The organism is Sphingobium sp. WR1, from assembly GCF_059693745.1.
The window spans coordinates 165,151-185,440 of record NZ_JCATID010000004.1 but is presented as its reverse complement, the minus strand read 5'-3'; the positions used below and the strand labels follow the sequence as shown (position 1 = coordinate 185,440).

15 protein-coding genes are annotated in these 20,290 nt (G+C 65.1%); 8 read left to right on the top strand and 7 right to left on the bottom strand.

Annotation, left to right across the window (positions count from 1 at the left end):
* Nucleotides 1–20 precede the first annotated feature (20 nt).
* Complete coding sequence (locus tag AC58EF_RS07430) at nt 21–2,552, top strand: TonB-dependent receptor plug domain-containing protein (RefSeq protein WP_497275687.1); 2,532 nt, start codon at nt 21–23, stop codon at nt 2,550–2,552.
* A 122-nt stretch (nt 2,553–2,674) separates the two neighbouring features.
* The gene (locus AC58EF_RS07425) at nt 2,675–3,136 is read left to right on the top strand and encodes a hypothetical protein (RefSeq protein ID WP_497275685.1); all 462 of its coding nucleotides are present in this window, start codon (nt 2,675–2,677) and stop codon (nt 3,134–3,136) included.
* Between the two features lie 344 nt (nt 3,137–3,480).
* Here the strand turns inward: AC58EF_RS07425 and AC58EF_RS07420 are convergent, their stop codons facing one another.
* Complete coding sequence (locus AC58EF_RS07420) at nt 3,481–3,981, bottom strand: TetR-like C-terminal domain-containing protein (RefSeq protein ID WP_497275848.1); 501 nt, start codon at nt 3,979–3,981, stop codon at nt 3,481–3,483.
* Between AC58EF_RS07420 and AC58EF_RS07415 the strand changes: the two genes are divergently transcribed.
* Nucleotides 3,889–4,152, top strand: a complete 264-nt coding sequence (locus AC58EF_RS07415) for a hypothetical protein (protein ID WP_497275854.1) — start codon at nt 3,889–3,891, stop codon at nt 4,150–4,152. The genes AC58EF_RS07420 and AC58EF_RS07415 overlap by 93 nt on opposite strands.
* Here the strand turns inward: AC58EF_RS07415 and AC58EF_RS07410 are convergent.
* Entirely contained in the window at nt 4,113–4,967 is an 855-nt protein-coding gene (locus AC58EF_RS07410) for a LytTR family DNA-binding domain-containing protein (RefSeq protein WP_497275684.1), read from the bottom strand. The genes AC58EF_RS07415 and AC58EF_RS07410 overlap by 40 nt on opposite strands.
* Before the next feature lie 134 nt (nt 4,968–5,101).
* Between AC58EF_RS07410 and AC58EF_RS07405 the strand changes: the two genes are divergently transcribed.
* The 4 genes from AC58EF_RS07405 (at nt 5,102) to AC58EF_RS07390 (ending at nt 11,551) form a co-directional block, all read left to right on the top strand.
* Nucleotides 5,102–5,926: a MipA/OmpV family protein gene (locus tag AC58EF_RS07405; protein WP_497275682.1), complete on the top strand. Its 825-nt coding sequence runs from the start codon at nt 5,102–5,104 to the stop codon at nt 5,924–5,926.
* 134 nt (nt 5,927–6,060) lie between these two features.
* Nucleotides 6,061–7,110 carry an efflux RND transporter periplasmic adaptor subunit gene (locus AC58EF_RS07400; RefSeq protein WP_497275681.1) on the top strand — a complete coding sequence of 350 codons (1,050 nt, stop codon included), beginning with the start codon at nt 6,061–6,063 and terminating at the stop codon, nt 7,108–7,110.
* On the top strand, nt 7,110–10,166 hold the full coding sequence (locus AC58EF_RS07395; protein ID WP_497275679.1) for an efflux RND transporter permease subunit: 3,057 nt from the start codon (nt 7,110–7,112) through the stop codon (nt 10,164–10,166). The genes AC58EF_RS07400 and AC58EF_RS07395 overlap by 1 nt, the downstream gene beginning before the upstream one ends.
* On the top strand, nt 10,163–11,551 hold the full coding sequence (locus AC58EF_RS07390; protein WP_497275678.1) for an efflux transporter outer membrane subunit: 1,389 nt from the start codon (nt 10,163–10,165) through the stop codon (nt 11,549–11,551). The genes AC58EF_RS07395 and AC58EF_RS07390 overlap by 4 nt, the downstream gene beginning before the upstream one ends.
* 132 nt (nt 11,552–11,683) lie before the next feature.
* Here the strand turns inward: AC58EF_RS07390 and AC58EF_RS07385 are convergent, their stop codons facing one another.
* The 4 genes from AC58EF_RS07385 to AC58EF_RS07370 are packed head-to-tail and all read right to left on the bottom strand — an operon-like array spanning nt 11,684 to nt 16,219.
* Nucleotides 11,684–12,175: a flavin reductase family protein gene (locus AC58EF_RS07385; RefSeq protein WP_497275676.1), complete on the bottom strand. Its 492-nt coding sequence runs from the start codon at nt 12,173–12,175 to the stop codon at nt 11,684–11,686.
* The gene (locus tag AC58EF_RS07380; RefSeq protein ID WP_497275675.1) at nt 12,175–13,656 is read right to left on the bottom strand and encodes a glycerol kinase; all 1,482 of its coding nucleotides are present in this window, start codon (nt 13,654–13,656) and stop codon (nt 12,175–12,177) included. Before AC58EF_RS07380 ends, AC58EF_RS07385 begins: the two co-directional genes overlap by 1 nt.
* Nucleotides 13,653–15,137, bottom strand: coding sequence for a glycerol-3-phosphate dehydrogenase (locus AC58EF_RS07375; protein ID WP_497275673.1), 1,485 nt, complete (start codon nt 15,135–15,137; stop codon nt 13,653–13,655). The genes AC58EF_RS07380 and AC58EF_RS07375 overlap by 4 nt, the downstream gene beginning before the upstream one ends.
* Nucleotides 15,137–16,219, bottom strand: a complete 1,083-nt coding sequence (locus AC58EF_RS07370; RefSeq protein ID WP_497275671.1) for a YeiH family protein — start codon at nt 16,217–16,219, stop codon at nt 15,137–15,139. The genes AC58EF_RS07375 and AC58EF_RS07370 overlap by 1 nt, the downstream gene beginning before the upstream one ends.
* A gap of 194 nt (nt 16,220–16,413) precedes the next feature.
* On the opposite strand from AC58EF_RS07370, the gene AC58EF_RS07365 reads away from it, so the two are divergent.
* Entirely contained in the window at nt 16,414–17,646 is a 1,233-nt protein-coding gene (locus tag AC58EF_RS07365) for an MFS transporter (RefSeq protein WP_497275669.1), read from the top strand.
* A gap of 173 nt (nt 17,647–17,819) precedes the next feature.
* Here AC58EF_RS07365 and AC58EF_RS07360 read toward each other — a convergent pair whose 3' ends face one another.
* Complete coding sequence (locus tag AC58EF_RS07360) at nt 17,820–20,135, bottom strand: TonB-dependent receptor (protein WP_497275668.1); 2,316 nt, start codon at nt 20,133–20,135, stop codon at nt 17,820–17,822.
* Between the last annotated feature and the right edge of the window lie 155 nt (nt 20,136–20,290).

The window sequence follows — 20,290 nt, the reverse complement described above, 5'->3', positions numbered from 1 at the left end:
ACACGTCTCAGGGAATGAAGATGATCCTATTGCCTCTGCTGAAGCACACGGTTTCTACCGTCTCTCTCGTCGTCGCGCTCGCCTGCAGCGCCCATGCGGTCGATAAGGTAGAGCCGGCCGCGCCCGATGACGCAATCGCCGAGGGTGGGGCCATCGTCGTGACGGGTGTGCGTGGCGCGCGTCCCCGCACCGTGGCCGACAGCCCAGTCCCGATCGACGTCATCGATACACGCGAACTGCAGGCGACCGGCCGCGTCGGCCTGAAGGATATATTGGGCAATATCGTCCCTTCGCTCACCGTTCCGGCGTTGGGCGGCGGCGGCACTTCCTCGGGCGCCAAGCCGATCTCCATCCGTGGGCTGAGCGGCGACTATGTGCTGGTGCTGGTCAATGGCAAGCGGCGGCACACGACCTCGCTCATCAACAATCTCTCCCGCGTGTCGGGCGGCAGCACCCCGGTGGATATCGACCTGCTCGCCACCAATGCCGTCGGCCGGGTGGAGGTGCTGCGCGATGGCGCCGCTGCCCAATATGGTTCGGACGCGATATCGGGCGTGATCAATTTCATCCTCGATGCCTCGCCCGAAGGTGGCGAGTTCGCCGCCACTGCCGGCAGCCACTATGAGAAGGGCGGGGAGCTAATCCAGCAATCGGTCAGCTACGGCACCCGCCTGGGCGCGGATGGCGGTTTCGTCCGCTTTGCGGTGGAAGGCAAGTTTCACGACCGCGCCGATCCGTCCGGCGCGATCGTCGCGGCCTCCGTCGATCTCTATCCCCGCCTGGCGGACGGCTCGCGCGATCCGCCCGAAGCGACGATCGATCGCAATCGCGCCGGCAATTATGGTCGCACCAATCGCGACTACATCGTCAACGGCTCCTATAATGCCGAACTGCCGGTCAGCGACGCCACAACGCTCTACAGCTTCTCGACGCTCAGCTACCGCGACATCAAGGACGGCCGCGGACAGTTCAACGCGAACAACATCAACGCGCTGCCCGAAATCTATCCCAACGGCTTTCTGGCGAAACGCCGCATCTGGGAAACCGACTTCCAGGTCACGACCGGGGTGCGCACCAGTCTGGCCGGCCTCGACGCCGATTTCAGCAGCAGCTTTGGCCGGGACGATGCGAAGCTGGGCGCGGTCGACACGCTCAACCCGTCGCTGGGGCCGGGCAGCAAGACCAGCTTCTTCATGGGTAAACAGATTGCCAGCCTCTGGGTCAATAATGCCGATTTCAGCCGCGCCTTCGACCTGGGTCTGGCTGAGCCGCTGACCCTGGCCTTCGGGCTGGAGCATCGGTGGGAGCGGTTTCAGAACAAGGCGGGCGAGCCGGACAGCTATCGCGATGGCGGCTATGTGATCCCGACCGGCGCGACGCCCTTCGAACTGGCCTTTGGCGGCCAGCGCCCGGCAGCCAGCCTCGTCTCCTTCACCGGCACGACGCCGGCCGATGCCTTCGTCCTCACCCGCAACAATGTCGCTGCGTCTGTCGATATCGGTGTCCACATCACCAGGGCATGGTTCGTCGGTATTGCCGGCCGGGCCGAACATTATACCGACAGTTCGGGCAATACGGTCAGCGGCAAATTCTCCACCCGTTACGAGATCGCATCCGGCTTCGCCCTGCGCGGCGGCGTGAACACCGGCTTTCGCGCGCCGTCGCTGGCACAGCAGGGCTTCTCGACCTCACAGAACACCAGCATCACCATCGATGGCGATCGCGTGCCGCAACTGGTCAAGTTCCTGGCGCCCAACGATCCGATCGCCGGCTATTTCGGCGCCAAACCGCTGACGCCGGAAAAGTCGTTGAACTTCACGGCGGGCGCGACCTTTGAAAGCGGCCCGTTCCGCCTGACCATCGATGGCTATCAGATTCGCATCAAGGACCGGATCGTGAAAACCGAAATCCTCAACAGCGCGGAAGCCAGGGCAATTCTCGCCAGTCCCGAAGTGACCGCCATCCTCGCCGCGCGCGGTGTGCCGGGCATCAGTAGCGCGCAATTCTTCATCAACGGCGTCGACACCCGCACGCGCGGTATCGATGCGGTGGCGGAATATATGCTGCGTACCGGCTCGCTTGGCGATTTCAAGCTCAATGCCGCCTATAGCTACAACAAGACCAGGCTGCTGAGGGTGGCGGACAATCCCGGCAACCTGTCAAACACCATATTGTTCGGCCGACAGGCGCGTGCGGACCTGACTAGCGCAACGCCCCGCGACAAGTTGGTGCTGAGTAGTGAATGGACGATCGGTCCGGTTCGTAGCCTGCTGCGCGTCACGCGCTTCGGCAAATATACGGAAACCGGGACCAGCCAGACCTCTACCGCGGATGACCGCACCTTCGGTCCCAAATGGGTGACTGACCTGGATATTTCGGCGCAACTGACGTCGATCATCAATGTAGCCATGGGCGCGAACAATCTTTTCGACATCTATCCCGATGCCATCGGCGTCATCCAGGCGAATACCGGCTCCGGCCTCTACGGCAATTTTGCGCCCTTTGGCCTGAGCGGAGGTTTCTATTATGCGCGGCTGGGCGTGAAGTTCTAAGAGCCGTAACGGCCTCAACCATCGATCCAACGGCGGCGCGCTCTGGCGAACGGGACTGGCCATGGCCTTTGCGTCGGCAGGCGGGTTTGGGGTAGCCTGGACCGGATGGAAGGAGAGTCTCCATGCGTGTCCTCATTCTCCCGGTCCTGATGCTTCTGGCGACGTGCGGTTCGGAGCCGCGTAACGAATCTACCGGTGGCGAGGCTGCACCCGACCTTGGGGCGAATACCGCCGAGGCGCTCCATCCGGCACCAGCCGCCACCGGTGCTGCGTCGCCACCGCCGCGTGATATCGCCCTGCCCGAATTCGCTCCCCGCTATCCGGGTTCAACGCTTGCCGCTGTAGTCCCGGCCGCCACCGAGGGTGGAAGCCATGAGGTGCGGTTGACGACCTCGGACGCCGCCGACGCCGTCATGGTCTTTTACCGGGACAGATTTGCGGCCGCCGGCCTGCGCAAGACGTCGGACTTTCTGTCGGGAGGCACAGGCATGATGTCGGCCATCGGAGCGGGGCGGAAGGCCGCGATCGCGATCACCAAGGAGGCGGATCATACGGCGATCATTCTGACTTATTCGGGCAAATGAGACGCGGGCTTGACAGCAAGGCCCGGGAATTGGCGTGTATAGGGCAGAAGGGAAGGCCCTGTGGATGAATGGGATGGTTTGTCGCGCCTGTTGGGCTCAGGCGCACCACGTCCATATGTTCATCGAGATTCCACCGTACGTCCCGGGCAGTGATTCGTCCGCCGTCGTACGTCCCGGGCAGTGATTCGTCCGCCGTGCCAAGGAACGGTGATCGCGGCGAAACCAGCGGTGTTCGGCCTTATCCGAAGAGTGACGTTACACCGAAGATAAAGAGGGCGATATCGATCGGTTCGGCGGCATCGACCCGCGCCGGTGGCCGACTAGTCGCAATCAACTGCGTGCGACTAACCCGTCGCGGTCCCGACGGTAGAAAGCAGCATATCCAGATAGGGATTGACGGTGTGAGAGACCGGCGGATCGAGACGCGCCCGCCCTGCAAGATGTAGCATGACAAGCCCATGCACGGTCGACCAGAGCAAATGGGCGGTCCGCACGACTGCCTTTTCGTCGCAGCGGGGATTCAGCCGCTTCACGAGCGAGATGAGCAGATCCCATCCGGGGGCGTCTGCTGGCGGAAGAGCTGAGGTGCGGTCGATCTCGCCCAGCCATTCATCAAACAACAGCCGATAGTCTTCCTCATGCTCCAACGCATATTCGAGATAAGCGATCGCCATGCAACGGAGCTGTTCCATCGGGGTCGAGGCAGCGTCGGATCCGGCCTTCAATGCAGCCGCGAATTTTGCGGCGATCTCATGCTTGAGATCTCGAAAAAGCTCTTCCTTGTCGACATAATATCGATAAGCCGTCATCGCACTGATGCCGAGCGAAGTTGCGAGACCGCGCATCGACAGATTTCGGGCGCCGTCTCGCCGGATGAGCTCAAAGGCCGCGCGACGCAGCATGGCGCGCGCTTCTTCATGACCGGCCCCGGCGACCCAGAGCGTTTGCATTTTGGCCGGACGATCTTGCTGTCGTTTCACGAGGGACTGAAGCTTTCGCGCACGGTTGCGGCGTAAGGCTGGGAGACTGGCACCACGAGGCCGTTCACCAGTTCCAGGATCAACGTGCGACCGCTTCGCTCGCTCACCTTAATGGCCGCAAGGGACACCCACCAGGATCGGTGGACGCGAAGCCCACGGCTTCCATTCATAGCCTCCACGGCGTCGCGCATCCGCATCAGCACGAGGGTCGACCCTTTCTCGGTATGGATCCGCACATAATGATCTTCGGTCTGCAGGCACAGGATCGGCCCGCGCAAATGAGGCGGGAGCCGGCTTTGCAGGGGACATGCGTCGGCATTGTCTTCCTGGCCCGGATTTGGCTCGATCGTCGAAGGCGCCCTTTCCAAGGGCGCTGCGTCGTCGACTCCCACGTCCGACGACGCGGGCTCATCGCGACCCGGCAGGTGCGCGGGCCGGCTGAGCAGGGCTGCCGAGACGAGCGTCAGCCCAGCACCGATCAACAGGGTCTTGGGATAGAGGCATAGGAGCTTGTGCAAGCCCGGCGCCCAACCGAACAGCGCTTGCGTGGCCGGCGCAACGAACAATAGCATCGGGAACGCGGCCAGCATCACCTTGATCACAAGCCGGCGAGGGGCATCGAGACGGTCTGGCAGCGGGCTGTGATCGATCAGCAGGTCGACCGCCATGGCGAGCACGAACCAGGCCGCCGAGAGTCCGATCCAGAATCCGATGCGCTGAAGCGGCTCGCCTTCATAGGTCCTGAACGGACCCATGGCCGCGAGAACGAGACCGAGCCCCACAGCCAAGCCGATCTCCGCCCACAGCTTCTCGACCCTGGCGGGAATTGGCGAAATCGCGAAGTCACGCATGCTAATGCTCCAGAGTGGCGCATTTACGGCGTAAATTACGAAGCGATTCGACGCAACCGCGCAGTTCGGGTCGCACCGTGTCGCCGGCTCCGCTTAGCGCAAGGGCGTTTCCTTCAACTCACCGGGAGTTGCCCATGCTCAAGAAGATCATGCCCTCGTCGCTGCTGCTCACCCTTGCCTTTCTGGCATCCCCCACGACCGCCTTCGCGCAAACCGCAGCCGAGGAGGAAGCTCCTGACGAAGAAGGCTGGTCAGGCTTCGTGGCGATCGGCCCTGGCGCTGCGCCGCGTTATGACGGGGCGGACGACTATCGCCTGATCCCGCTGGTGATCGGTACTGTCCGCAACGGCGACGTTTCGGTCGACTTCCAAGGCTCGCGCCTGCGCGTCGACATCGTGTCGCACGATATGATCGCGGCCGGCCCCGTCGCCAACCTTCGACTCGGCCGCGATAACGATGCCAAGGGGCAGATCGCGCTGCTTGACACCATCGACACCGCGGTCGAGCTGGGCGGCTTCGTTGGACTGCGGCTCGGCGGTAATGCGGCGGGGCAGGGCCAGGTACAGCTCGACCTGACCGCGCTCGCCGACGTCTCCGGCGCGCATGACGGTGTGCTGGTTTCCGCCAGCGCCGCCTATGTGGCGGTGCGCTCGCAAAGCCTGTCGCTGTCGTTCGACACCAGCGCGACCTGGGGCGATGCCAAATATACGCGGACCTATTTTGGCGTGACCGATGCCGAGGCTGCGCGCACGACCCTCGATGCCTACCGCCCCGGCGCCGCGCTGCGCGACCTGGGTGCGGGAGCAACCATCGGTTACCAATTCAACCGGCGCTGGGGTCTGATTGGCCGGATTGGCTGGTCCTATCTGGCCGGGGACGCTGCCGACAGCCCTATCGTCCGTGACGAAGGCTCGCGGCACCAGGCGATCGGCGGGCTGGCGCTGTCCTACCGCTTCTAGGGCCGGAATCGGCCGATGTGCTGGTGGAAGCGCGTCATGCTGGCCCTTGCCGGCCTCGTGCTCATCGCCTGCGGCATCGGCTGGTTCGCCACCTGCCTGTGCTTCGATGCCAATTCCGAGGAACGACAACCCCGATGATCCCTGCCCATACCCAACGCCTGCTGCCGGCGCTTGCCGTGACCGCGCTGCTCGCGGGCTGCGGCGCTGCCCAGCCCCAAAGTAAGGAGCCCGATCCACTGCCGGTCGAGGTCGTTACGGCGCGTGGGGGTGAGGCTTCGGGTAGCGTTTCGGCGGTGGGCCGGATCGCGCACGCGCGTGAGATGACGCTCGCCTTCCGTGTGCCGGGCACGCTCGCGCGGCTGGACGCCGATATTGGCGATCAGGTGTCGCGCGGCCAGGCGCTTGCGCAGCTCGACGCGACCGACCTCGCAGCGCGCGTGGCGCAGGGGCAGGGCGACGTCGAACGGGCGGAACGGGCGCTGGCGCGCTATGCCACGCTCAACGAGACCGGCGCCGTGGCTCATGCCCGCTATGAGGACGGGCGGACTGCCCTCGACCAGGCGCGCGCGGCACTGCGGGCGGCAGCGTTCAATCGCGCTTCCGCGACGCTCTCCGCACCCGCATCCGGTATCGTGCTGGAGCGCATCGCGCAGGCAGGCGAAACCGTCTCGGCCGGTCAGGCCGTGCTCCGCCTCGCCGACGTGGATAGCCCCCTGCTGGTGCGCATCCCGGTGCCTGAGAACGCGATCGGCCGCGTGCGCGCCGGCGCGGCTGCCCGGCTGTCGGTCGCCGGCCGCTCCGACGTGCCCGGCGTGGTGAGCCGGGTCGGCGCCAGCGTCGATCCCCGCACCGGCACCGTCCAGGTCGAGGTTCGTCTTGGCGACCCGAGCGGCCTGGTGAGCGGCATGACCGGAACCGTCGAGATCGCCAGCGCCGCCGCAGGCGCGCCGGATATCACCGCCGTTCCCGCCGAGGCGGTGCTGGAGGCGAAAAACGGCCTCGCCGCGCTGTTCCTGCTCGATGTCCACGCGCAGCGCGGGCGGCGGCGCATTGTCCGCTTCCTCGGCTTCTCGGGTGAGGACGCGCTGGTCGCGGGCCTGCCCGCCGGGGCGCGGGTCATCACTTCGGGCGCCGGCTTTGCCGCCGACGGCCAGCGCGTGCGCGTCATCGGAAGCGCCCGCTGATGCGCTTCAATCCCGTCGCCTTCTTCATCATCCGTTGGCAGTTCACACTGGTGCTGGTCGCGCTGTTCGCCCTGCTTGGGCTCAACGCCTTTTCGGCGATCCCGCGCACCGAGGACCCGCAATTCCCGTCGCCCTTCATGACCGTGCGCACGGTCATGCCCGGCGCCACACCGGCCGAGATGGAGCAGCTCGTCTCCAAGCCGATCGAGGATGCGCTCGACGCGCTCGATGATGTCGAGGAGGTTCGTTCGACCAGCGCTGACGGCGCCGCCCAGGTGCGCGTCCAGTTCACCTGGGGCACCAATCCCGATCGCAAATATGACGAGGTGGTGCGCGAGGTGAACGCACTGCGCGCCCGCTTGCCCGCCGGCGTCACCCGGATGGACGTGCTGCGCGCACGCACGATCGAGGTCTCGATCATGGAGGTCGCGCTGGTGAGCGAACATTTGCCGATGCGCCGGTTGGAGAAGGTCGCCGACCGGCTCCGCGAGGCGATCCAGCGCGTGCCCGGCGTGCGCGATGCCCGCTATTGGGGGGCGCCCCAGTCGGAGATGCGTGTGGCGCTCGATCTCGGCCGCCTCGCCGAGCTTCGTCTGCCGGCGAGCGCCGTCGCCGATGCGCTGGCCCGCGCGGGGGCGGAGGCGCCGGTCGGCGCGGTCCATGCCGGTGACCGGCGGCTGACGGTGCGTCAGGCTGGCGCCTTCGGCAGCATAGCTGCGGTCGAGGCTGTGCCTGTCGCGAGCATCGACGGCCGCATCGTCCATGTCCGCGATATCGCCACGGTCTCCTGGGAAACCGCCGAGGCCGAGCATATCACCCGCTTCGGCGGAAAACGGGCCGTGCTCGTCTCCGCCAACCAGAAGGAAGGCGCCGACGTCACCGCCATCACCCGCGACCTGCGCACGACGCTCGACGCCTTCGAAAAGACGCTGCCCGCCGGTGTGAAACTCGAGCGCGCCTTTTTCCAGGCAGACAATGTCAGCCATCGGCTTGGCGGGCTGACGCGCGATTTCGTGCTGGCGCTACTGATCGTCTCGGTGACGCTGCTGCCGCTCGGCTGGCGCGCTGCGGGCGTGGTGATGGTCTCGATACCTCTTTCGCTTCTGATGGGGCTGGCGCTGATCCATGCACTTGGCTTCAGCCTGAACCAGCTTTCGATCGCCGGCTTCGTGCTCTCGCTCGGCCTGCTTGTCGACGATTCGATCGTCGTCACCGAGAATATCGCACGCCGCCTGCGCGAGGGTGAGGACCGGACCACGGCCGCGCTCCAGGGCACCGGCCAGATCGCGCTGGCCGTGATCGGCTGTACGGGTTGCCTGATGCTCGCTTTCCTGCCGCTGATGATGCTGCCGGAAGGGTCAGGCGCGTTCATCCGCTCCCTGCCCGTCGCGGTGCTGGCGACGGTCGCCGCCTCTTTCGTCGTGTCAATGACGGTCATCCCCTTCGTCGCGAGCCGGCTGCTCTCGCGCCATGAGGATCCAGGAGGCAACCGGCTGCTTCAGGCGATCAACGGCGCGATCCACCGCCTCTACCGTCCGGTGCTTCATGTGGGGCTTGCGCGGCCGTGGCGGGCGCTGGCGGTCATCCTCGCGCTCTGCCTGCTCACCGTGCCGCTGCTCGGCGCGATCGGAAGCAGCCTCTTCCCCCCCGCCGAGACGCCGCAGTTCCTAGTGCGGGTGGAGACGCCCGAAGGTACGGCGCTCGCCGCCACGGATCGTGCCGTCCGCCATGTCGAACGTCGGCTCGCGCGCGAGCCCGGCATCGCCTGGTATGCGGCCAACAGTGGGCGTGGCAATCCGCAACTCTACTACAATGTCGCGCAGGAGGAACCCGCACCTGATTTTGGCGAAGTGGCGGCCGCCTTTTCCACCTGGCGCCCTGGGAAAAGCGACGCGCAGATCGAACGGATGCGCCGCGAGTTCGCCGCCTGGCCGGGCGCGAAGATCAGCGTCCATGTCTTCGAGCAGGGCGCGCAGACCGAGGCGCCGGTCGCGATCCGCATCAGCGGCCCGGACCTCGCCATGCTCAAGGCGCTTGCCCGTAGGGCCGAAGCGGTGCTCACCGCTACACCCGGCACGCGCGACGTCGGCAATCCACTACGGCTCGACCGCACCGACTTGGCGCTCGGCATCGACGAGGACAAGGCGGCGGCGCTCGGTGTGGCGGCGGGCGACGCGCGCCGGATCACCCGGCTGGCGCTGAGCGGCGAGTCCACCGCGCGCTTCCGCGATACCGATGGCGACGACTATCCGGTGACGGTGCGCCTCGCCATGGGCGCGCGCAACGAGCTTTCGGCGCTCGACCGCATCTATGCTCCGGCGCGGGGCGGCGACGCCGTGCCGCTCTCCGCCATCGCCGCGCCGAAGCCGGAAGGCGGTCCCGCACGGATCGACCGGCTGAACCGCGATCGCACCGTCACCGTCACCGCTTATGTCCGTCCCGGTTTCCTCACCTCGCGCGTGACGCAGGACGGTTTCGCTCGCATTTCACAGGCGCTTGCGCTGCCGCCGGGCTACCACCTGTCGCTGGGCGGCGAGGCAGAGGCGCAGTCGCGCAGCTTCGCCGGTCTGGGCGCCGCCATCCTGATCGCCGTGCTGGGCATCCTCGCTGTGCTGGTGCTCGAATTCGGCCGCTTCCGCACCGTCGCGGTGGTCGCCGGAATCATCCCGCTCGGCCTGTTCGGCGCGGTGACGGCACTCTGGCTCACCGGCTATTCGCTGTCCTTCACCGCAACGATCGGTCTGGTCGCCCTGATCGGGATCGAGATCAAGAACTCGATCCTGCTCGTCGACTTCACCGACCAGCTTCGCGCCGAGGGGCTGGCGTTGCGCGAAGCGATCGAACGCGCGGGCGAGGTGCGCTTCCTTCCCGTTCTGCTCACTTCGGTGACGGCGATCGGCGGGCTGCTGCCGCTCGCGATCGAGGGCTCGGGCCTCTATTCGCCGCTTGCGATCGCCATCATCGGCGGCCTCGTCTCCTCCACCATCCTGTCCCGTATCGCCACGCCGGTCATGTATCTGCTGCTCGCCGGCCGTGACCAGGAGAAGCCGGCATGAAGCCCGTCCTCGCGTCCATCCTCCTGCTGCCGCTCGCCGCCTGTGCGGCAGGCACCGACTATCGCGCCCCCTCGATAGCGGTCGCCCCGCAATGGCGCGGCCCCCCCTCCGCGCCGCCAGGCGCGGAGGGGAAATGGTGGCGAAGTTTTGGTGATGCCACGCTCGACCGCTTGGTCGAGACGGCGCTCGCGCAGAATCTCGACATCGCGCAGGCGATGGCCCGGATCGACCAGGCGCGGGCGGCCCTGCGCGGTGCCGGCGCGGCGCTGCTCCCCGGCGGTTCGGTCGAGGGGAGCGCCGCGCGCGCGCGCCAGTCGACCGAGAGCGGCCTCGGCCAGCTGGTCGGCCTCGCTCCCGGCATCGATCGCGGGGTCAGCCAATATGATCTCTCGGCCGGCGCGAGCTGGGAGGTGGACCTTGCCGGCGGCCTCAGGCGCGGGCGAGAGGCGGCCGTCTATGAGGCCCAGGCGGCGGAGGCGACCGGCGCGGCGATGCGCCTGTCGGTCGCCGGCGAGGTCGCTGACGCCTATATCCAGCTCCGCGCGCTCCAGGCGCAGCGCGCCATCGCCCGCGACCAGACGGGGGCCGCAGACTACCTCCTCCGCCTCGTGGCCCAGCAGCGCGAGACCGGGGAGGCATCCCGTCGCGAGACGGAGCAGGCGAGTGCCGGAGCCGAAGCCGCCCGCGCCACGATCGCCCCGCTCGATGCCGGCATCGAGGCGCAGCTCAACCGGCTTGCTATACTGCTCGGCCTTGCGCCCCAGGCCGACCGGCGCGGGCTCGACGCGCCCGCGCCGCTTCCCCAGTCGACCTTTGATGGCGCGGGTAGCCCGGCCGATCTGCTCCGCCGTCGCCCTGACCTGGTCGCGGCCGAGCGGCGGCTGGCGGCCTCTCATGCGCGGATCGGCCAGGCCCTCGCCGAATATTATCCGCGTCTCTCGCTCTCCGCTCTTTTCGGCTTCCAGGCCAATGCCGCCTCGAACCTGCTGACCGACGGCGCCAACGCCATCCAGGCCGCGGCCGGCCTGCGCTGGCGCCTGTTCGACTTTGCCCGCATCGACGCGCAGGTAGCGGGCGCGCGCGGCACGGAGCGCGAGGCGCTCGCCGCCTACGCCCAAGCCGTGCTGCGCGCGAGCGAGGATGTCGAGACCAGCTTTGCCGCCTTCGTCCAGAATCGCGCCCGCGCCGCCGTGCTGGCGCGCCAGGTCGCCGCCCAGCAGAGCGCCCGCGTCCTTGCCGAACAGGCATGGAAGGCGGGCGAGGTCAGCCTGATCGAGGTGCTCCAGGCGGATCGCGACCTGCTCGCGGCCCGATCCGCTGAAGTGGCGGCGCGGGCGGATATGGCGCGCGCGCTTATCGCTTGCCGTCGTGCGCTCGGCGGGTGAACCTGAAGAAAGCGAGACATCTGCGATGCCTCTCAAAGGCAAGATGGTATTCATCTCCGGGTCGACTGATGGACTTGGTCGCGCCGTCGCGCTGGTCACGAGCTGCGCCTGCGCAACCCGTTGCTGAGGCGGTCAGGCGGCGGCGAGCAACTGCCCTCTGAGGAACAGCAGCGGCGGTGCGTCGCGGTGAACCGTCATTTCCTCGACCGCGCCCATGACCATTAGATGATCGCCCGCGCCTGTTTCATCCCTAATGGCGCAGATCATCGAGGCGATAACGTTGTCGATCAATGGAAGCCCGCGCAACAGCCGATGGGCCATGCCGTCAAATTTGTTACCGCCCTTCGCCGCGAAACGCGCGCATATTTCGCTCTGATCGGCCGCCAGCATATTCACGCAGAATCGGCCTGACGGACTGATCAGCGGCCAGCTGGACGAACGGCGATCGGGAAAGAAGGCTACCAACGGCGGAGTCAGCGATACCGCAGTGAAGCTGCCGACGACCATGCCCGCTGGCGCGCCATCGGGGTCATGGCCGGTGATGACGCAGACACCGGTCGGATAATGGCCCATGACATAACGGAAATGGCCAGGCCCGATCGACTGGAGATCGTTCTGTGTCATCATTGACCCCCTAGTTCGAGCTGATGGCGCAGGCCTTCCCGCCAGAAGGCGATGCGGGTCTTGCGTGAATTGGGATCGATAGAGGGCGTGAAGCGCGTGACGTTGCTCCCCATCACCATGGCGTCGCCGATAGAGGCGTAGAGGCCGGCGCCCACGCCGGCCAGCATCGCCGCGCCCAGTGCGGTGGTTTCGATATCCGCCGGTCGCTCGACCGGCAAAGCCAGAATATCGGCCAGATCCTGCGCCATCCAGTCATTGACGCTCATGCCGCCGTCGATGCGTAGCTTCGTCCAGGCGGGGCCGTCGGCGGCGAAGGCCGATTGCAGGTCGTGGCATTGGTGAGTCATGGATTCGAGCGCCGCACGCACCAGATGCGCCCGTTTCGTGCCGAGGGTCAGGCCCGTCAGTACGCCCTTGGCATCCGGCCGCCAGTGGGGCGCGCCCAGCCCTGCGAGCGCAGGCAGGAACAGGACGCCGCCATTGTCGGGGACGGACCGGGCAAGCGCCTCGGTTTCCCCGGCGCTGGCGATAAGGCCCAGCTCGTCACGCAGCCACTTGATGAGGCTGCCCGCCACGAAGACGGATCCCTCCAGCGCATAGGTCCGTCGGCCGCTCTGCTGGTAAAGAATGGTGCCGAGCAGACGATGGGACGAGGAAGGCAGATTTGTTCCCATGTTGGTGAGGATGAAGGCGCCGGTGCCGAACGTTGCTTTCGTATCGCCGACCGACAGGCAATGCTGGCCGATCGCGGCGGACTGCTGGTCGCCGGCAAGGCCGCAGATCGGGATGGCCGCGCCGAACAGGTTGGGATCGCAGGCGCCGAACCGTCCTAGATTATCCACCACAGTCGGGAGCGCGGCGCGCGGCACGCCCAAAAGGTCCAGCAGTTCATCGTCCCAATCCGCGCCGTCCAGCGCAAGCAACTGGGTGCGGCTGGCGTTGCTGGCATCGGTGATATGGAGCCCGCCAGTCAATTTCCACACCAGCCAGCTTTCGACCGTGCCCAGCGCCAGCCGATCGCCCAGCGCCCTTGCTTCGGGCACATTGTCGAGCACCCAACGCATCTTGGTGCCCGAAAAATAAGGATCGATGACGAGACCCGTGCGCGCCTGAAGCATCGCTTCATGACCTGCTTTTCGCAATTCCGCGCAGCGCGACGCCGTGCGCCGGTCCTGCCAGACGATCGCGCGGGTTATGGGTTCTCCAGTCCGCCGATCCCATGCGACCACCGTTTCCCGTTGGTTGGTGATGCCGAGCGCAACGATGCGGTCGGCCCCGCCCACGGCATCCACCGCCTGTCGCGCGCAATCGAGCGTTCGGCTCCAGATTTCGGCGGCGTCATGTTCGACCCGGCCGGGCCGAGGATAATATTGCGTCAGTTCCTGCTGCGCCACATGCAGGATGGTCCCGTCGGGCGTGTAGACCATTGCCCGGCTCGACGTGGTTCCTTCGTCCAGGACCAATATATATTCGCCGCTCACTGCACCTCACCCATATATGTTCTGAGTTGTTCCTTCTGCGCCGCATTCAGCCGCAGGCCGAGCTTCGTGCGCCGCCAGAGTATGTCATCCGCCTGGCTCGCCCATTCCTGCGCGATCAGATAGTCCACCTCCGCCCCGGTCAGGCCATGGCCGAAATGCGGCCCCAATCCACCCATATCGGTCGCCTTGCCCAGCCACAACCGCGTGCGCGTCCCATAAGCGCGGGCGATACGGTTGATTGTCGGCGCGTCGAGGAAGGGATAATCGCGTGCCAGGTCTGCTTTCAGCGCCTCAATGCCGTCGATCGGGAAATCACCGCCCGGCAGCGGGGCGTGCGCGGTCCAATCGTTCCCCGTCAGGGAGGACAGATGCGGTTTCAGTTGGTCGACAGCGTCCTTGGCGAGATGGCGATAGGTGGTGATCTTGCCGCCGAAGATCGAGAGGATCGGCGCTCGCCCTCCCGCATCGCAGTCCAGTTCAAAGCTGTAGCCGCGCGTCGCGGCCTCCGGCTTGCCCGATCCGTCATCGATCAGCGGCCGGACGCCGGAATAGGTCCACACCACGTCGGCCGGGCCGATCGATTGCGCGAAATAGGCGTTGGCCGCGTCGCACAGATAGGCGATTTCCTCCGCGCTGGCATGGACCTCGCTCAGCGGACCCCGATGGTCACGGTCGGTCGTGCCGATCAGGGTGAAATCGTCCTGATAGGGAATGGCGAAGAAAATGCGGCCATCGGGAATCTGGAAAAAATAGGCATAGGGGTGATCGAACAGGCGAGGGACGACGATATGCGATCCGCGCACCAGCCGCATACGTCGGTCGGTCTTCTGTCCTGCGTCATTCAGCAGGTCGAGCACGGAAGGCCCCGCGGCATTCACGATCGCGCGGGCATGAAGGACCTGTCCGCCGCTTCGGATGGACCAGAAGTCACCGACGCGTTCGAGCGCCTCCACCGGGAAACGGGTGCGAATGGTCGCCCCTCGGTCGGCCGCGTCGCGCGCGTTCAGCACCACGAGCCGCGCATCGTCCACCCAGCCGTCGGAATAGATGAAGGCGGGGCCGAAGCCGGGCTTGAGTGGCGTGCCCGCAATGTGCCGCCGTAGATCGACGGATTGGGTGGCAGGCAGACGCTTGCGCCCGCCAATATGGTCGTAGAGAAACAGGCCAAGTCGCAATAGCCAGCGCGGTCGCAATCCCTTTACATGAGGCAGCACGAAACGCATTGGCCAGATGATATGCGGTGCGATGGCCCATAGCTGCTCCCGCTCGCTCAACGCTTCGCGCACCAGCCCGAACTCATAATGTTCCAGATAGCGCAACCCCCCATGGATCAGCTTGGTCGAAGCGGAAGAGGTGCCGCCCGCCAGATCACCCTTTTCCAGCAGTAGCACCTTCGCGCCCCGGCCTGCAGCGTCGCGGGCGATGCCGCAACCGTTCACGCCGCCGCCGATGATGGCGATGTCATAGAGAAACTCGGGCATCAGACGGCTCCCAACAACGTCCATGTAAACGCCATGGCGACAAGAAGGGAAGCCAGCGTGGCGGCGGTCACGGGCAAGGTCGCACGCCAGCCCAACTGCATGATGAGGTCGAGGCGCGAGCGCATGGCCGTCGCGGTCACGGCCAGCAGCAGCAGCGCCTTGGACAGGATAAGGCTGGCATGGGCAACCGGCGCGGGAATGATGACAAGGGAATTGATCGCCACCACCGCAAGGAACAGGGTGATGAACCAGGGCAGCGCCAGCTTGCGAATCCAGCCTCTGTCCTTGCCCTCATCGTCGCTGACCATGATCGACACGATCGCGACGACCGGCGCCAGCAGCGCGACGCGGGTCAGCTTGACTATCGTGGCGTAGCTTCCTGCCATGTCGGAATAGGCATAGCCGCCACCTATCGCCTGCGCGACATCATGGATTGACGCGCCGATCAGGAAACCGGCCTGTCGGTCATCCATATGCAATGCGCCGGCAAGTGGCGGGTAGAAGGACATGGCGAGCGCGCTGGCGACTGAGATGATGACCAGCGTCAGGGCGAACTGGCCCTGGCTTATGCGGCGGCTGCCCAGCACGCCGTACAGCGCCAGCGCGGCTGAGGCGCCGCAGATCGCCGTCGCGCCGCCTGCAAGCAGACCGATCGCCATGGACTGGCCGGCAAGCCGGGCCGCGATGAGCGCCGCGCCCATCGCGGCGGCCATGACCATGAACAAGGCGAGGAAAGGCACCGGCCCCAATTCCCCGATTTGCGCAACAGTGACCTGCGTTCCCAGCACAACGATGCCCCAGCGCAAGCAAGTCTTTGAGGCGAAGTCGAGCCCCGGGTGGGTCCGGGCCTCGCTTGTGACAAAATTGAGCGCCAGCCCGATCAGCAAGCCCATCAGGATGATCGGCGCGCCATAATGTTCGGACAACCAGGCGGCCGCGATGCTGGCGATGCCACAAATGGCGAACCCAGGCCAAAGCCGGCGCCACAGGGCGGTGCGCGACGGGGCCGGCGTGCCCGTCTGCGCGGCTAGGAATAGTTCGCCGTACAGGTCCCCGGCATGATCGGAATGAATAGTCTTCATCCTCGCCCGTCTCTCGCTTATCAAAAGGCTTGTCGTATGTCCTACGGTGTCATATCCCATCTGTATGAGCACAGACGCGGCAGGGCAAGAGCTTTGCACGAAAACGGCCAGGATGGTCGGGGAGAGGTAAGGATGACGACGGAGCACGAAACCATGGGGGCTGGCTCGCCAGACGCGAGCGGGGGCATCGCCCTATGAAAGCGCCGCAACCCGGCGCCGCGCGCGCGCAGAACATGCTGATCGGGCTTATATTTCTTGCGACCGCGCTTAACTATGTGGATCGGCAGGTGCTGGCCTTGCTGAAGCCAATGCTGGAGGCTGAGTTTAAATGGTCGGACCAGCAATTCGCCCATCTCGGCTCCGTTTTCCAACTGGCGGCGGCGGCATCGCTGCTTGGCGTCGGCTGGTTCGTGGATCGGTTCGGTGTGCGCTTTGCCTATGGATTCGCGGTCGCGTTATGGAGCCTCGCCGGCATGGCACATGCTTTGGCCGCCAGCGTGCAGCAGTTCGTCGTCGCCCGCGCCGTGCTGGCGACCGCTGAATCCGTCAATACACCCGCTGCGATGAAGACCGCGGCTATCTATCTACCCACCGAAAGGCGATCGGTCGGCATAGGCATCATCAATACCGCGCCCAACATCGGTGCGATCCTGACGCCGTTGCTGATTCCACCCTTTGCCATCGCCTTCGGCTGGAAGGCGGCGTTTCTGGTGACGGGCGGCCTCGGGCTGGTGTGGCTGGTCCTGTGGCGGATCAATACCGCACAGCTGACGCCGGTCGCCGGTGCATCCGCTCCGGCCGGCGGTAAGGTGGAATGGCATGCGATCCTATCTGATAAGCGCAGTTGGACCATCATTGGAGCGAAGGCCTGTACCGATTTCGTCTGGTGGTTCGTCCTGTTCTGGACCCCGGACTTTTTCGCGCGGCAATTCGGCATGGCGCAGGGCGCGTTGGGTTGGCCTATAGCCATTATCTTCACGCTTGCAGCGCTCGGCGCCATCTGTTCGGGTGCGCTCTATCCGGCATTGCTGCATCGCGGCCTTACTATGAATGTGGCGCGTAAAGGGGCGATGCTGGCCTTCGCCTTGACCGTGCTCATCATGCCGATCGCTATGGCGGTGTCCAGTCCGTGGGTTGCGGCTCTGTGCATCGGCATGGGGCTGTTCGCGCACCAGGGCTTTTCGACCAACCTGTTCGGCATGGCGACGGAAATCGTGCCCGCACGGCGCATTGCCACGGTGATAGCGCTCGGCGCGATCGGCGGCAATCTGACTGGCACAGCCATTATCGAACTGGCGGGCTGGTCGCTGGACAGCGGCCTGGGTTATGCGCCACTCTTCGTGCTGTGCGGTGGTGCCTATCTGGTGGCGCTGTTCTTCATCCACTTGATGCAACCGCGATTGCACGCCGCAGACGGCGCCGCCTGACAAGGATGGTAGAGGCGGGGCAGCCCGTTGGGTCGTTCCTGCCTTTGACCATATCGGTGCAGGCCATCTTCCGGCCAGATGCGACTGATGCGCAAAATGAAGCCCCCGGACGCGAAGCATCCGGGGGCAAAGGGTGAGCGGAATGGCGCGTGCAGACGCTGGCCGCTCTCCCCTTATTTCATGCGCACGCGCAGCGTCAGGCCGGCATAGCGATCCGCGTCGCGCGGGATCATCAGGCGCTGGCCTGCACTGGTGTTCAGCAGCACATAGCTGTCGTCCAGAATGTTGCGGACCATGAAGGTCAGGCGATAGCGATCATCCGGGTCGGAAAAGCCGATGCTGGCGTTCCACAGGCCATAAGCGTCGATCGGGCCGCTTTCACCAAGGTCGGAAAACTGCTTCCCGACATGGCGCCAATCGGTCGACAGGTAGGTTTTCACCGGGCCGAGATCCGCGTCATAATCCACGCCCAGCGTATAATTGAACTTGGGTGCAAGCGGCAGGCGCGTGCCGTCCCGCGCGTCCGGCGCATTGGTCAGCGGGTTCGGGTTGAACTTGCGCACCCGCGCATCGGCATAGGCCGCGTTGGCGCGGAAGGTGAGGCCGGCGACCGGCGCGAACGTCGCGTCAACCTCGAACCCCTTGGACCGCACGGTGCCCGCATTGGTGAGGTTGGTGACGACCGCTCCGTTCAGCAGGACAAAGTTGTTTGCCTGGAATCCGTCATAGTCGACCAGGAAGGCAGCCGCGTTCAGCTGGATCTTGCGGTCCCAGAACTGGCTTTTGAAGCCGACTTCATAGCTGTTGGACGTCTCCGGGTCGATCGGCGTCGAATTGGTTGGGGCGGTGTGATTGAAGAAGACGTTGAAGGCCGGTCCCTTGTAGCCGCGCGTATAGCTCGCATAGGCCATGACGTCGGACGCGACATCATATTGCACCACCGCCTTGCCTGAAAAATTGTTCGCGCTGGTCGCGCCGCTCGACAAATTAGTGCCGTTGCCGCCGCTGGCCAGACTACCGCCTGCGCCGACGCCGGAAACGCCCGGGCCAGTGGCGGGAAGGCCAGTTGTCGCATTGAAGCCGGGCGCACGATAATGGGTGTAGGACACATTATCGTGCGTATAGCGGCCGCCGAGCGTCAAGCGCAGGCTGGGGGTCACTTCATAGGTGGCTTGACCGAAGAGCGCCCAGTTGCGGAAGGACACGTCGCTGTTGGACGAGGCGGTCGGGAACAAGGTATTAACCGTATCGTTCAGGTCGCACGGTTGGCCGCCCGTCACCGGGTCCACCGGCAGGGTGGATCTGTCGCAGGTGATATCGGCGCGAGTGAAATCCTGCGTGTTCTTCGAATACCAGAGGAAGCCGCCGACCTGGTAGGTGAGCGCCTGGTTCTGCGGTGAGGCAAGGCGGACCTCTGCCGACACCTGTTCGGTCTTGACGACGCCACGATCGTGCAGTTCGCCCGTGCCGACGATGGGACGGGGCAGGAAGTCGCCGTCGCGAATTTCGGTATTCTGCCAGTTGCGATAGCCGGTCACGATGCTGAAGGTGTGATCGGCAAAGGTGTCGATGTCGGCATTGAGCGTGACGCTCCACTGGCGGTCGAGCGAGCGGGTAACCAGATTCTGGTTCACCTTGCGCGTGTCTTCGCCTTGCGGGGTGATGCCCAGTTCCTTGTCAAGGACGGTTCCGCGCGACACGCCGGTTACTTCGGCGCAGCAATCATCGTTCGCCTTGAAATAGTCGGCGATCAGGCGCAGCCGCCCGCCTTCGCCGTCATAGTCCAGCAGGCCGCGTGCGCCATAATGCTCATATCCGTTAACGGTGCGATCCTGGCCGCCCGCGATATTGGTGATATTGCCGTCGAAATTGCCATAGAAGCCGGTGATGCGGCCGGTGAGATCCTGCGCAATTGGGCCAGCCACGGTCAGGCGGGCGCGATATTCTTCATCGGTTGTGCCCGAAACAGTAGCTTCGGCCTCCAGATCGTCGGTGCCGCCCTTGGACACGATATTGACGAGGCCCGCCGACGCATTCTTGCCGAACAACGTGCCCTGCGGGCCGCGGAGTACTTCGAGCCGATCGAAATCCACCAGATCGAGGAAGGATTGCCCCGACCGGCTGAGAACGATGCCGTCGACAACGGTGGACACACTTGGTTCTGCCGCGATCGAAAAGCTGATGGTGCCGACGCCGCGCATCACAATGGCGCTGTTGGCGTTGGTCGTGCCCTTGCGGAAGGTAACGGAAGGGACAACAGCGCCGATATCTTCCAGACTCTTGGCGCCGGCACGGGCCATGGCTTCGCCGGTCACGGCGCTGATGGCGATGGGCACATCCTGCACATTTTGTTCAACCTTTTGAGCAGTAACGATAATCTCTTGCACCTGCGCATGGGCGGGCAAGGTCGTCGCCATCGCCAGAATCGATGATGAAAGGCCCAGCGCAACTCGGCCGGCATGAGCAGATGTGCGTGTAATCAAGGTCATAATCCCCTCCATCCTCAAAGCGACATGCAGTTCCAATGTCGAAGCTGTACCTCGGGTTTTCCCGTAGGTTTAGGTTAGCTCTTGATCGACGTCGGATTTTATGTCAAGCGGTGTCATATCAAACGGGGCTGGTGCAGCGGACCCTGTTTCATAAA